Source organism: Rhizobium sp. CB3171 (assembly GCF_029714265.1).
Lineage (GTDB): Bacteria > Pseudomonadota > Alphaproteobacteria > Rhizobiales > Rhizobiaceae > Rhizobium.
Genome location: NZ_CP121653.1, coordinates 2,135,531 through 2,148,903 on the forward strand (window position 1 = coordinate 2,135,531; position 13,373 = coordinate 2,148,903).

The following is a 13,373-nucleotide window of genomic DNA, read 5'->3' on the forward strand; positions in this document are numbered from 1 at the left end:
GAGGCAATTCCAGAGACGGGATGATCCGCCGCCATTTCGAGGCGATTTGACGCCTACGACTGCGGATTCAACAAGCTGAGATAGACGTGGACTTCTTTCTCCAGATCGTCGCAGATTTCCTCGTATTGTCCCAATTGATGGGCATCGGCCCGAGCTAGCCGCAGACGATCGCGATGCATCACCGCTTTGCTATAGCTCCTGCATAAATCCCTGAACCATGGAGCATTGCTGGGGTGCGAACGAAGGCCGGGGCATCTCAACGCGAGCGAAGCCCAGCCATGTCTGAAAAGATTAATACGTACGCTTTCCATAGCTGGTGATAGTAGATCAGCACAGACTAATCTTGCACTTGGCCGATTGGCTTCGTCCATATGGCTATGGAACAAGCCGCGCCAGTTCGGGACATTATAGTTTGGATCGATCAAGAACCCGTCGCCGGCGGGGACACTACCAGCGACGGGCTGGCTTTGGAGGCCAGTTGGAAAGTGGGGGAACTTCCCAACCAATTCCTCAAATAGAGTTGCGCTCAATTTGTTCCATCAAGACGCGAATTTATCGCCACTGAGCGGACGATGGCTGTCGTTAATACCGACGAGAGCGACGAGCTGATCTTCGTCATGGATCCCTTCTCGGAAGAGCTCGATAATCATCGCTGCCACTTCCTCGCCTTCTTCACTTTCGCGCGTAATATTCCTTTTGAGCAGAATGGCATCAAAAGCGCGCTGACAAATGTCCAAGTCTATTGAATCGAGAGCCAAATCACGCTTGCTGAGATACCTGCTGATCATTCCTTTCCTCCCATCCAACGCATGTTACCAACTGGAAATGATGTATTTTCGGCCCATCCCAATTTCAAGAATTGGCGTGGAACCGGAAACCGGGAGTGACGTTTTCTGATCAAGTACGCTAAGCCCCTGTCATTAGACTGAACGTCGCTCTTTTCGGCTTAGTTCTCGGAGCGACCTGCTGGAAAAGTTGCCCGCCACCCACATGGGTGGCGGGCTTTGTTTGGCAGACGCCCATAGCCGAGGAAAACCGCCTGCCGCTCACGCCTCCGCAAATCAACGCCATTTCGGCCTGCGCGTTGTGTTGTATCGCAATTCGCTAGCCGTCGCGAACTGCCCAAAAAGCTGGAGAAGTCGAGTTTCCTCTTTGCTGCACAGCCTGTGCCGTTTGCAAAAATCCTTGACTGACCATACGCGCGTCGCGGTGTTGTGACTTACCTTCTTTGGCTCGACGTATTGCATCCAACTCCTCCTATGGAATTGCCGAACGATAGCGAAACCTACATTAGTTAGAAATAAAATAAGACATGTTGGGAGGAATTGTCCGACCCTCAACGATCTGCCGCACGGCGTCGACCAGGACGCCTTGCCCTGCCTCTCGACATCTTCGAGTTTTCGATGCAAGCTTGAAAGCTGTCCGGGGGGACAGTGGAATGTACGCGCATTATTTGAAGCCAGCACTCTTTGGTCTGGCAATCCTCATCGCAACCGGAGTTCCGACTTATTGGTTGGCGAAGAAAACATTCGAAGCCGCGATCTTCGAGAACGGGCTTTATCTAGCATTGCTGCCAGTCTATCCGGTCGTATGGATCGCCGTCTTTCTGATTTTATCCCATCGCGCCGTGAAGACTTTCAGGCGTCGTTAGAAGCAACGGCGTTCTGCGCCAAGCTTTGAAACTCCTCAAAAGGAATTGTCCTTGTTCCGGCGCTGTTTGGCCCGCCATCGGGATTTGGCGTCGCGTCGGGCGACTCGCAATTCCTCCAGCGTCGGTAACCACCAGCCCCGGTCTAGGTCGTCTTTGCCCGGTGGCGTTCGTGTCGGCCAGGTTGTCACCAATTCTTCCAGCCCGCCTTGCCGCCAGGAGACCCAGACGTATTCCCTGCCTTCGGCGGGAAAATAGTACGCGTTAATTGTCGCCGGGTCCGCCAGTTCTCCGTCCGTGCCGGTGAAGAAGACGACCCCGACATGCGTTCCGACTGCGTTTTCGAAGGGCGGGCAATCATCGGAGGGGACGGGATATCGCTTCCTGCGACGCTCCCTTGTTCGTGCCTTGGATGCCTCGTCCTCCTCGGTTCCCCTGATTGTCTCCCGCCGCGCTCGCCTTACGTCCGGCTCGCTGCGCTTGGCAGCAGTCTCGATCGCCGGCCAGTGCTGCCGGAGTTCGCCGAATGAGCGGTACGGCACGGTCCAGAGGCGCCGATCCGCGTCCCAGCGGGCATAGGGGATTTCGCGGATCTCGTTGATGACGGTCCGCGAATACGGCGTTCGGATTTGGAAGGACGCTGGCGCCGCTTCGAGATAGCGACTTTCGATCGGATCGAATGCGAAGGCGTCCCTGCCCTTTTCGTCCGCGAATGTGTCGGCTTCCGCCTCCATCTCGGCCAACCAGCGGCTGATGCGCCTCTGAGCCGTACGGCCAGGCACAAACCATGCATTCAGACTGTCGCTCCAGCGCGCACGAGGGAACGCCTCCCGAAATCGCTGCACCGTCATTCGATCGTGCGGCAAGTTAGTCGTTGCACCCACGCGTGGGGTCGCGGATTTGTCGTTCGTTTCTTCGTCCATGTGCATGATCCAAGAACTACCCTTTGGAAGTCCTCGCCGAGATGGCGTGACGGTCTGCCTGAAGAACTGCTCAATCCCGCCTCGAATATACAAATCACGAAAGAGCTCTTGGTTTCCTCTCGAACTCCGCCATTTTGGCCGAATGATCTATTTCACAAGCGATACCCATTTTGCCGATCCGCGCGTCCTAAGGATCGACCGGCGCCCCTTCCCCGATATGGCATTCCATGACGTCGCCCTGATCGACAACTGGAACGAGATCGTCGGAACCGGGGACGATGTCTGGCACCTTGGCGACTTCATGTCATCACGCGGCGGGGATTGTGATCAGCTTCTCTCAATGCTGAATGGCCGCAAGCATCTCGTCATCGGGAACAACGACCAGGACGCTACGACTAAAGCAAGCGGTTGGGAGAGCGTTCAGCACTACAGCGAGATCACCCTGGACGACCACCTGCTGATCCTCTGTCACTATCCTTTTCGAACCTGGAATAAGATGAGCAAGAAATCGATCAATCTCCACGGTCACTCCCACGGAAAGCTCAGACCGCTTCCCCGACAGTACGACGTCGGCGTGGACGCGCAAGGTCTGCGGCCAGTGTCGCTCGAGATTCTCCTGAATCCGGCTGGCGGTGCGAAGGCATAGGTGTCGAGAGCTGCGACGATATTCGGATCAATCGGGGAACCGACATTGGCCGGTAGGGGTTATGGCCTCACATAGGAGGCTGTCATGATCCGCAAGCTGAAGTCCGGCGAGTATCGTCTCTACTCGCGCAAGGTCGATCCGAAGACCCACAAACGCAAAAATCTCGGCACGTTCAAGTCACGCGAGGCAGCCGAGAAGCACGAGCGCGAAGTTCAGCACTTTAAGCACCACTAGCCGCATTCATTGATGTACGAAATGGCGGGAGCGTCGGTGCCGCAGCAGCCCCACGTGTCCTTCTGCGGCAGGCCGCGACCCAAAGGTCGCGGCTGATCATCTTTAATTGAGCGTCGACCACTCACTGCGGACGTCGTCTGCATTCTTCGAGAGATGAACGTGAGCGTCGACATGATCGACCCAATTCAGCGGAATGAGGTGGTGCTTGCCGTCATCGGAGTCGCGCTTGGTCAACTTGATACCGGTGTCGCCATCCAGTTCGTCGACGGTCCCGACATGCACACCATCGGCGGCTAATACTTCCATATGCTCGCGAATATTGTCTGCGGAAAACATTGTTTCCTCCTATTGCTTCCTACAGGACGGGAACGACGCGACAGGGAGTTGGTTCCCACTGTGGCGGCTCCAACGTCTTGCGTCGATCGCGCGGCAATGCTGGCGCGTCTTGTCTTTGGAACTTTGCGCAAGCAGGCGCGTTTCTTTGGCCATGTCAGGGAAGCAGCCCATCCCGCCCAAGGTCGGCACAATATGGTCCATCGGCGATGGACGGGTTCATTTTCTCGAAAAGGGCGTGCGCGACAAGGAACCGGTGATCCTTCTTCACGGCTGCGGCAGCATTGCCGAAGAATTGCTATTGCCTTTCGAGGATAGCGAGTTTCGCGTGATAGCCCCTGACCGCCCGGGATATGGTCTCAGTACACCCATACCAGCGTCTGAATGTGGCCCGATCGGCCAATCATTCTGGCTTGAGCGTTTCCTCGATTGCGCTGGTTTTACCGGCCTGACCATCGTTGCTCATTCGATTGGCAGCGCGCCTGCGCTGCACTTGGCTGCGCGAAGGCCCGATCTCATAAGCAAGCTTTTCCTCATATCACCCTGTTGCAGCCCGGTACCGCCGAAGGCGATGCTCATCTTAAGGGCTGCCTCGGCTCCCTTGGTGGGCGGCCTGGTGCGTCAGCACGTCATCAGCCGTTGGGCAACCTTCTTCGTCGGCCAAGGCTTGAGGGCATCTTCGTTTCCGAACACAGTCCCATCTCGCCTCGACGGCTTACCCGCCAGCCACCTCGTCAATCCACTCGCGGTACAAACCATGGCCGACGAGTTGCGGGCATTCAACCGCGATATGCAGCTCTTACCGAGCCTGCCGCCCCATCTCATCATCCACGTGCTCTTCGGCCTGTCGGATGCGATCATCCACCCGGCATTGCACATAGACTGGTTACGCCGCAAGCACCCTGCGGCGTTCATCAAAGTGCTGGAAGGCGTGGGGCACTTGCCTCATCATGTTGCGCCGGACGAGGCGCGGAACATGCTAGCAAATCTCATCTGCCCGCAAATGCCACAAGGGACCGACCAGCTACCCCTCGACCATGTCGCCTAAGGATTGCTTTAGATCCGCCGAGCGTTGCGATCGATTATCGCGTTTCCAATATCCGCATCAAACGGCCGCGATAGCTATCCAGGATAACGGCAAGCACAATGACCGCACCGATGACGATCGGCTTGATGTTGTCGTCAGCGCCCAATAGCTGCAATCCCGTCGACAGCACCTGCAAAATGCAGGCACCAACCAGCGTTCCGACGATCGATCCCTTGCCGCCCGAGAGGCTGGTGCCGCCGATGATGACTGCGGCGATGGCATTCAATTCATAGCCGATGCCTGCAACCGGGCTGCCGACGTTGAGGCGCAGCAGATAGACCATGGCCGCAATGCCGGCGGTGAACCCCGAAATCGTGAACACCGCAATCTTGTATCTTTTCGGCTCATGCCCCGACAGTCGGACGGCCTCTTCGTTGGTGCCGATAGCAAAGACGAAGCGCCCGAAGATCGTATAGCGCAGCACGAACCAGCCGATGAGGACCACAACGATCGCAATCAAGAAGATCGACGGGAATATGCCCCAGAAGATCAGATTTCCGAAATCGACGAAAGGCTGCGGCAGGCCTGTAATGGTGGAGTTATCGCTGACAACGCGCGCCAAGCCGCTGGCGACATTGAGCATGCCGAGCGTCACGATGAAGGACGGAAGCTTCCACTTCTCGCATACCCAGCCGTTGATCGCGCCAAGGACGGCTCCGGTTCCCATGGATGCGATCGAAGCCAGAACAATCGCCTGCCATGGGGAAAACCGTGGATCGATCATGATCGTCGCGCCGATGACCGTGCAAAGGGCAAGCAACGAGCCGACGGAAAGATCGATGCCGCCAACGAGGATGACGAAGGTCATGCCCGAGGCAAGCACGGTGTTGATGGCGATCTGAACGAAGATCTTGAGGAAGTTTTCCGGCGTCGCGAAATAGGGTGCCGTCGCCGAGAAAAACGCCAGGATCAGAACAAGGGCGATCGCAACGCCGGCTTCCTTCATCGAAATCCGAATGAGGCTGTCCCAAAAACGGCTCTCTTTCATATCGGTCTTGTTTTCAACGTTCCCGGACACGGCTGTACTCCTTGTAAGCGAGTGAGAGGATGCTGCTCTCTTCAAATTGTTCCCGCGCTATTTCCCCGGCTATCTTCCCGTTCGACAAAACGATGATGCGGTGGCAGATACCCATGAGTTCCGGCAAATCGGAGGAGACCACCAGAATACCCTTGCCCTCGGCGGCGAGTTTCCAAAGAAGCTCATATATTTCGACTTTCGCGCCCACATCGATCCCCCGGGTCGGCTCATCGAAAATCAGTACCTTGGGGCCACGGAAAAGCCATTTGGCAATGACCACCTTCTGCTGATTGCCGCCGGAAAACGTCCTGACCGCCTGGCGGATCGATGGGGTCTTGATGCGAAGCTCGCGCACGAGACGCTGCGAATGCTCGTCCTCGACCTTGCGCAGGATCAATCCCTTGCGGGAGATCTTGGCTGGGTCCGTTATGGTGGTGTTTTGCGCGCAGCTCATGTCGAGCATCAAGCCTTGCATCTTGCGGTCTTCAGTCGCCAGGCACAGGCCCGCGGCAACCGCTTGCCTGGGCGAATGGATCGAGACCAGCTCGCCATCGATGCGGATCTCGCCGGCGGCTTTGACGTCGGCGCCGAATAGCGCCCGGACGGCTTCGGTGCGCCCGCTGCCGACAAGGCCGGCAATGCCGACGATTTCGCCCTTGCCGACGGAGAAGGACAGTTCCGGACTATGTCGCGTCACTTTCAGACCGGAAACGCCAAGCGCCTCGCCGGACACCACGCTGTCCTTGCGAAAGACGCCATGATCCGCAATCGTGCGGCCGACCATGAGTTCGACAATATTCGGGATGGTCAATCCTGCAAGCGGACGGGTTATCACATGCTGGCCATCGCGCAGCACCGTCACGTCGTCGCCGACCTCGAAGATCTCCTCGAGCCTGTGGGAGATGTAAAGCGTCGTAACGCCGCGACCTCTCAGCCGCTTCAGAATTTCGAACAGGCGATCGACCTCCTTGGAGGTCAGGGTTGCCGTCGGTTCGTCAAGGACCAGAAGCTTGCTTTCGTAGCAAAGCGCCTTGGCGATCTCGAGAAGCTGGAGCTGCGCAACGCTGAGACGGTTGGCCAGGGTCGTAGGGGCGACATCGAGGCCGACGTCGGCCAGGAGCTCGGCGGCCCTACGATTCATTTCCTTGTAATTGACCAGACCGTATCGGCGGGGAAGATGCTCGAAAAGCAGATTTTCGGCGACGGTGAGATTGGAAAGGGGGTGCAGTTCCTGGTGGATCACCCGGATGCCCGCTTTGAATGCCTCCAGCGGAGAGGCCGGGTGATAGGGTTTACCGTCAAAGGAGATGTGGCCATCGTCCGGCCTGAAGACGCCCCCGAGCAGATTGATCAGGGTGGATTTTCCGGCGCCATTCTCGCCAAGAAGAACGTGGCCCTTGCCGTGGCCAACCCGCAGGGAAACATCCTTGAGCGCCACGACGCCCGGGAAACGCTTGCCTATCCCTTCGAGCTTCAGGATGTAGTCATCTGGTGCGTCTGACACGTCCACCTCATGGTCTATTTCGAATTCGAGATGGCCAGCCTCTGCGCGACGCACTCAGAGGTGCGGAAGCGCCGCCTCGGCGATCAACGCGCAAATCGGCTGGTAGCGGTCAGCGCCGGCCAGTGGCCGGCGCTTCTTGTAGCCCCGCAGGCAATCTCAATTATTTGAGATCCTTAGCGGTGATGAGCTTGACATCCGTCTTGACCCAGCCGGTGAATTTTTCGCCGGCAAGTTCACGCAGACCATAGTCGATGCCCATGACCGCCATCTGCGCACCATACTGCTCGACGGTGGCAAGCATCTTGCCGTCCTTGATCAGCGGCTGTACCGGCGGGATGTTGTCGAAGCCGACAACCTTGATCTTGCCGCTCTGACCGGTCGCATCGAGAGCCTTGACGACGCCGAGAGCCATGGAGTCGTTGGCCGCCATGACGCCCTGAATATCCTTATACTTCGTCAGGAAGTTCGTCATGACGGTATTGGCTTCTTCCGTCTCCCAATGGGCAGTCTTGCTGTCGAGAAGCTGAAGCTTGCCGCCATTGACGGAGTCCATGAAGCCTTCCTTGCGCTCCTTGGCGTTGTCGGCCTCGGGGTTGCCCTCGAGGATAACGACCTTCGCACCAGGCCCGAGGTCCTTGGCGAGCGCATCGCCAGCAAGCTTGGCACCTTCCCGGTTGTCCGGACCGAAGAACGCGAGGTCGATGCCGGCTGCCTTCTTGGCGTCGGCGTCGAGCGGCACGTCAATGTTGATGACCTTCACGCCGGCCTTCACGGCCTTCGCAATGGGGGTAGCCATCGCCTTTGAATCGGCCGGAGCAACGACAATGATGTCGTATTTCTGCGTCACGAAGTTTTCGACGGCATCGACCTGCGCGGCGAAGTCACGCTCGTCCTTCATACCCACGGCCTTGAAGTCAAACTTGTCTTTGTTCTCCGCGGCATATTTGTCGGCGCCGGCCTTCATCTGCTTGAAGAACTCATTGGACAGAGACTTCATGATCAGGCCCACCTTGGGCTTGCTGGCCGCAAAAGCGGGCGACATGCCGCACGACAGCGCGAGCATCACGGTACCGGCCAAGCCGAGCTTCAATGCTGCACGCCGCGACGCACTCATCATGACGGAATCACGCTTAATAGAATTGGACATTTTCTTTCCTCCCCACCTTCTGGGCTCAGCTCCATCTGAGTTGCCAGCGGCAATGAACCGTTTCCAACATCTATTGGGTAGCAATGGCCATAAGTGTTGTCAAGACGGCGACATAGAGCCTAAACCGGTTGAAATTTGAAATAATTGTTGCTTGCGTACATGCGCCTCAATGAACCGTTTCCATTGAGTGCATATCAACCTTATGCTATGGAGCTTAAGCGGCACAAAATTGAGATGTGCCCTTTGACTGAGACGATAGAGACCATTAGCTGGAAGCCCGGATCGGGCGCCTTTCGGTGTTCGGAAGGCGAAGATGAAGGAACATGTGCTTCTGTTATGTCAAAGGTCGGAATTCGAGACGTTGCCAAGCTCGCGGGAGTTTCCACCGGAACCGTTTCAAGGGTTTTGAACGATCACCCCTCCGTGACGGATGAATTGAGAGCGCGTGTCAGGCGCATCATCGAAGAACTCGGCTATATGCCCGACCCGTCTGCAAGAAGCATGCGCAGCAAGGTCAGCCGCCTCATCGGCATCGTTATTCCGGACCTGACCAACCCCTTCTTCTCGGAACTTGTGCAATCCGCCGAACAAGCGGCGGCGGGTCATGGCTATAACATCATTGTCATGACCTCCTTTGACCACGCGGCCAAGGAGGCAGACCGCATCGGGCAACTGATGAGCCGGAAGGTGGATGGCATCATCCTCGTTCCCAGCATCGATTTCCACACGATCAAGCTGCCGAAGGGATTGCCGATCGTCGTCGTCGACCGCCTTATGCCAGGATATTCCGGCATCGCCTCCGATCACCGCCATGGAGTCCGTCTCGGCGTCGAACATCTTCTGAAGCTCGGCCATCGCCGCATCGGCTTCATTTCGGGGCCCAAACACTCCGTACCAGCCAATGATCGCCTCAAGGGCTACCTTGACGCAATGGGCCAGTCCGATGATGGCAAGCAAATACAGGGATCATCGCTCATAGCCGAGGCGGCTTTCGACTATGAAAGCGGTCGATCAGCAGGAAACTACCTGCTTGCACGAGCGCGCTACGAGCGCCCGACCGCCATCTTTGCAAGCTCGGATCAGCAGGCGATCGGCTGCATGAGAGCGGCACATGATTTGGGAATCCCGATACCCGCAGCCCTTTCCATCGTAGGCTTCGACGGCATCCCGCTCTCCAGCATGACAACGCCGCGCCTGACAACGGTCAAACAGCCGATTCAGAAGATGGCGGCAGCGGCGGTCGCGGTCCTGTTGAACAAGCAGCCTACGCCTGGCCTCGACCATCCAATCCTGCTCGCTTGCGAGCTGTCGGAGGGAGAAACGACCTCTCCACCCCAACCCGATTAAAACGGCATACACGTAGCCCGACGCGCTCTATCGGGACGGCGCCCGGTCAGTGCCGCCCTCTATCTCTTGCCGGCTTCGTGCAGGCCCAATCCAAATTGGCTATCGCGGAGGAGACAGCCCTCTCGCTCATCATTCTTTCACGGCGCCAGTCATGGACGAAACGTAGTAGTCGACGAAGAAGGAGTAGAGAATGACGACCGGCAATGAACCGAATAGAGCGCCGGCCATGAGCGAGCCCCACTCGAAGACATCGCCGCGCACCAATTCCGTCAGAACACCCACGGGGATTGTCTTGTTTTCCGAGGATTGGATGAAGGTGAGCGCGTAGATGAATTCGTTCCAGGAGAGGGTGAAGGCGAAGATTCCGGCCGATATCAGCCCAGGCACCGCCAGCGGGAGGATAATTTTGACAAGGATCTGCCAGCGGCTGGCGCCATCGACCAGCGCACTTTCTTCCAGTTCGAAGGGTATCGATCTGAAATAGCCCATCAAGAGCCAGGTGCAAAACGGGATAAGGAACGTCGGGTAGGTGAAGATGAGCGCCAGCCTGGAATCATAGATCCCGAGCTTGAAGACAATAAAGGCCAAAGGAATGAAGAGGATCGAAGGCGGAACAAGGTAGGCCAGGAAGATCAGCAAGCCGATCGAACGCGAGCCGGTAAAGCGCACACGCTCGATTGCATAGGCGCCAAAGATTGAGGCTAAGAGCGACAGCGCAGTCGATCCGACCGCCACCAATATCGTGTTCCACAGCCAGCCCGGATACGACGTTTCGAAGAACAGGTACTTGATGTGATCGAGTGTCGGCTCCACCACCCAGAAGGGGCTGTAGTTATTGTAGTCGGTCAACTGTGCGTTCGGCTTGATGGCCGTGATCGCCATCCAGTAGAAGGGAAACAGAAGCACGAAGACGAAGACCGCCATCGGCAGATAAAGCATGACGATGCGCCGAGGCAGGCGGTTGAGATAGCCCATGCCTTCGACATTATCGGTGAGTACCGGATTGGCGGTGTTGGCTTTGGTGTTCATGAGGTTCTCCCGATCTCAGTCCTGTCCGCCTTGCTGCCATTTGCGGCGCTGCAGACCAAAGAAGCTGAACATGATGGCGGCAAGCAGGAAGGGAATCATGGCAACCGCGATTGCCGCCCCCTCGCCGAGCTGCCCTCCGGGGATGCCGCGCTGGAAGGAAAGCGTCGCCATCAGATGCGTCGCGTTGACCGGCCCGCCCTTGGTCAGCACATAGATGAGCTGGAAATCCGTGAAGGTGAACAGTACCGAAAACGTCATCACCACCGCGATGATCGGCGTCAGCATCGGCAGCGTTACGTAACGGAAGCGCTGCCAACTCGTGGCCCCATCCAAAGATGCCGCCTCCTGCAGCGAAGCGGGAATGGTCTGCAGACCGGCAAGCAGGGAAATCGCCACGAAAGGGATACCGCGCCAGACATTGGCGACGATGACCGAGATGCGCGCATTGGTCGGATCGCCGAGGAAATTGATCGGGCCATGGATCAGGCCGATCTTCACCAGAGACCATGAGAGAATGGAAAATTGGGAATCGTAGATCCACCAGAATGCCAATCCTGACAGCACCGTTGGAACGACCCAGGGCAGCAGCACGATCGCCCGGAAAAACGACTTGAATGGCAGATGCTGATTGAGAAGCAGCGCCAGCCAAAGGCCGAGCACGAATTTCAGGACGGAAGCAACGAAGGTGTAGAGCAAGGTATTGAAGACCGTCAGCCAGAAGACGGAGTCATGGGCCAGGAATTGATAATTCTCCAGTCCGATGAAACTCCCGGCACGCCCGATCCGCGTGTCCGTGAAACCGAGCCAGACGCCGAGCCCCAGCGGATAGGTAAGAAAACAAATCAGAAAGATGGCCGCCGGCAACATGAAGAGGACGCCGAGCATATTGTTGTTTTGCATGAGCGATCTGATCGGGCTGCGCGTGATATCCCCGGATGGCACAGTCGACATGATATTATCTCCTGATGGACAGTCGCAGCATGCCGTTGCCGGCACGCTGCAGATCTTCGCGAAGGATCAAACCTTGTAGTAGCGGTTCGCCCGGCGCTCGGCCTCTTTCATCGCATCCTCCGGCGACATCTGGCCGGTTACGGCGGCGGCGAACATGTCGACGAGCACGTAATCGGCCATCACACCTGCCGAAGCATAGCCCAGAGGACCGGCATAGCCGTTCGGGCGCAGCGTTTCCGAGGCGCGGGCATAGGGTGCGTGGACCGGATCGGCAGTCCAGACGGGGTTGTTGGCAAAGGCCTTCAAGGGTTGGCAGCAATAGGCGCTCGACCCTTGGATCCAGGCGTTCATCTGATCGCCTTCCATCATGAACTTGATATAGGCCTTGGCGGCTTCCGGATATTTGGTATGGCTGAACAGAACCAACGAGCTTGTTTGGTGCAGCTCGACGCTCTTGCCGACCGGGCCGATCGGGAAGTTTGTGGTTCTGATATCGGCGGCGATCTCGGCGAGCTTCGGGTCCTTCTTCGCCGCATAATAGACCGATACGCCGTTTGCGATCAGCGATACCTGCCCGGCAAGGAAGGCGCGGTTGTTGTTGATGTCCTGCCAGCTTTCCGTACCGGGAATGAAGGTCGCATAGAGATCCATCGCATAGTGGATGGCCGCCAGCGTTTCAGGGCTGTTGATAGTCACCTTGCCGCCTTCGTCCACCATCTTGCCGCCATGGCTCCAAAGCAGCCAATGGGCATAATTGTTGCCATCGCCGACGGCCTTGCCGTGCGGGAAGCCGGCCGGCGTGCCTTTCGCCTTCATTGCCTTGCAAAGCTCCAGGAACCCCGCGGTATCCTTGGGGAATTCGCTGAAGCCCGCCGCCTTTACGTAGCTGTCGCGATAAACGACGGCATTGCCGATCGCCGTCAACGGCATGGCGATGAACTTGTCGCCGCGGGTTGCGTAACCGCGCACGCCGTCATACCAGCCGCCGTATTTATTGCCGAGATAGTTGCCGAGTTCGGTCAGGTCGACGAGTTTGTCAGGATACTGATGAGCATCGTCGAACCAGCACATCACCATGTCGGGACCGGAACCGACATTGGCGGCGACAGCGGCCTTCGGTCGGATGTCTTCCCAGCTTTCTTTGTCGACACGAACCTCGACGCCCGTTGCCTCCGTGAACTTCTTGGTATTGGCAAGCCAGGCATCCTCGTCGCCCTTGACGAAGGGTGTCCAACGAAGAAGCCTGAGACTTGCGCCCTTTTCGGGCGTGTAGCTGGGTTCGGTCTGGGCGAAAGATGGGCGAATGCCGAGCGGCGCAAGGCCAGCGATGCCGGCCGCGGCCGCGGATGCGGCAAGAAAGTCACGTCTCTTGAATGTCATGATACTCCTCCTTTGAAAACGGGAGCAAATCCCCCCGGCGCCCACCTTCCCGTGTGGTGGACGACGACCATCACCTCCGACCTTGCCGGATATTTCCGCACCGACGGGCGAGCAGGAAAACTCCTC

The 13,373-nt window shown here is 57.5% G+C and carries 15 protein-coding genes; 5 read left to right on the forward strand and 10 right to left on the reverse strand.

The window, feature by feature from the left end; translation table 11 throughout:
* Window positions 1–539: 539 nt before the first annotated feature.
* The gene (locus QA648_RS29020; RefSeq protein WP_283052346.1) at window positions 540–788 is read right to left on the reverse strand and encodes a hypothetical protein; all 249 of its coding nucleotides are present in this window, start codon (window positions 786–788) and stop codon (window positions 540–542) included.
* Window positions 789–1,061: 273 nt separating this feature from the next.
* A complete protein-coding gene (locus tag QA648_RS29025) occupies window positions 1,062–1,247 on the reverse strand; it encodes a hypothetical protein (RefSeq protein ID WP_104827437.1) in 186 nt (61 codons plus the stop codon).
* Between the two features lie 191 nt (window positions 1,248–1,438).
* Here QA648_RS29025 and QA648_RS29030 point away from each other — a divergent pair, with 191 nt between their 5' ends.
* Window positions 1,439–1,651, forward strand: a complete 213-nt coding sequence (locus QA648_RS29030) for a hypothetical protein (protein ID WP_104827438.1) — start codon at window positions 1,439–1,441, stop codon at window positions 1,649–1,651.
* Between the two features lie 35 nt (window positions 1,652–1,686).
* On the opposite strand, the gene QA648_RS29035 is transcribed toward QA648_RS29030, so the two are convergent.
* Entirely contained in the window at window positions 1,687–2,571 is an 885-nt protein-coding gene (locus QA648_RS29035; protein WP_283052349.1) for a hypothetical protein, read from the reverse strand.
* A gap of 142 nt (window positions 2,572–2,713) precedes the next feature.
* Between QA648_RS29035 and QA648_RS29040 the strand changes: the two genes are divergently transcribed.
* Both QA648_RS29040 and QA648_RS29045 read left to right on the forward strand, forming a co-directional pair.
* On the forward strand, window positions 2,714–3,217 hold the full coding sequence (locus QA648_RS29040) for a metallophosphoesterase family protein (RefSeq protein WP_104827440.1): 504 nt from the start codon (window positions 2,714–2,716) through the stop codon (window positions 3,215–3,217).
* 84 nt (window positions 3,218–3,301) lie between these two features.
* A complete protein-coding gene (locus QA648_RS29045) occupies window positions 3,302–3,451 on the forward strand; it encodes a hypothetical protein (RefSeq protein WP_283052351.1) in 150 nt (49 codons plus the stop codon).
* Window positions 3,452–3,553: 102 nt separating this feature from the next.
* On the opposite strand, the gene QA648_RS29050 is transcribed toward QA648_RS29045, so the two are convergent.
* Window positions 3,554–3,787 carry a DUF2171 domain-containing protein gene (locus tag QA648_RS29050; RefSeq protein ID WP_283052353.1) on the reverse strand — a complete coding sequence of 78 codons (234 nt, stop codon included), beginning with the start codon at window positions 3,785–3,787 and terminating at the stop codon, window positions 3,554–3,556.
* Between the two features lie 151 nt (window positions 3,788–3,938).
* Between QA648_RS29050 and QA648_RS29055 the strand changes: the two genes are divergently transcribed.
* Entirely contained in the window at window positions 3,939–4,832 is an 894-nt protein-coding gene (locus tag QA648_RS29055; RefSeq protein WP_283054303.1) for an alpha/beta hydrolase, read from the forward strand.
* A gap of 34 nt (window positions 4,833–4,866) precedes the next feature.
* Here QA648_RS29055 and QA648_RS29060 read toward each other — a convergent pair whose 3' ends face one another.
* The 3 genes from QA648_RS29060 to QA648_RS29070 all read right to left on the reverse strand — a co-directional run bounded on the left by QA648_RS29060 (window position 4,867) and on the right by QA648_RS29070 (window position 8,540).
* Window positions 4,867–5,889 (reverse strand): ABC transporter permease, encoded by a 1,023-nt coding sequence (locus QA648_RS29060; protein ID WP_283052355.1) that lies wholly within the window; start codon window positions 5,887–5,889, stop codon window positions 4,867–4,869.
* On the reverse strand, window positions 5,873–7,393 hold the full coding sequence (locus QA648_RS29065; protein WP_283052357.1) for a sugar ABC transporter ATP-binding protein: 1,521 nt from the start codon (window positions 7,391–7,393) through the stop codon (window positions 5,873–5,875). Before QA648_RS29065 ends, QA648_RS29060 begins: the two co-directional genes overlap by 17 nt.
* A gap of 160 nt (window positions 7,394–7,553) precedes the next feature.
* Entirely contained in the window at window positions 7,554–8,540 is a 987-nt protein-coding gene (locus QA648_RS29070; RefSeq protein ID WP_283052359.1) for a sugar ABC transporter substrate-binding protein, read from the reverse strand.
* A gap of 336 nt (window positions 8,541–8,876) precedes the next feature.
* On the opposite strand from QA648_RS29070, the gene QA648_RS29075 reads away from it, so the two are divergent.
* The gene (locus QA648_RS29075; RefSeq protein ID WP_104827445.1) at window positions 8,877–9,887 is read left to right on the forward strand and encodes a LacI family DNA-binding transcriptional regulator; all 1,011 of its coding nucleotides are present in this window, start codon (window positions 8,877–8,879) and stop codon (window positions 9,885–9,887) included.
* Window positions 9,888–10,016: 129 nt separating this feature from the next.
* Here the strand turns inward: QA648_RS29075 and QA648_RS29080 are convergent, their stop codons facing one another.
* The 3 genes from QA648_RS29080 to QA648_RS29090 form a co-directional block, all read right to left on the reverse strand.
* Window positions 10,017–10,916: a carbohydrate ABC transporter permease gene (locus QA648_RS29080; protein WP_168843882.1), complete on the reverse strand. Its 900-nt coding sequence runs from the start codon at window positions 10,914–10,916 to the stop codon at window positions 10,017–10,019.
* 15 nt (window positions 10,917–10,931) lie between these two features.
* Window positions 10,932–11,867 carry a sugar ABC transporter permease gene (locus QA648_RS29085; RefSeq protein WP_283052364.1) on the reverse strand — a complete coding sequence of 312 codons (936 nt, stop codon included), beginning with the start codon at window positions 11,865–11,867 and terminating at the stop codon, window positions 10,932–10,934.
* A gap of 66 nt (window positions 11,868–11,933) precedes the next feature.
* Window positions 11,934–13,247, reverse strand: coding sequence for an ABC transporter substrate-binding protein (locus QA648_RS29090; protein ID WP_283052365.1), 1,314 nt, complete (start codon window positions 13,245–13,247; stop codon window positions 11,934–11,936).
* Between the last annotated feature and the right edge of the window lie 126 nt (window positions 13,248–13,373).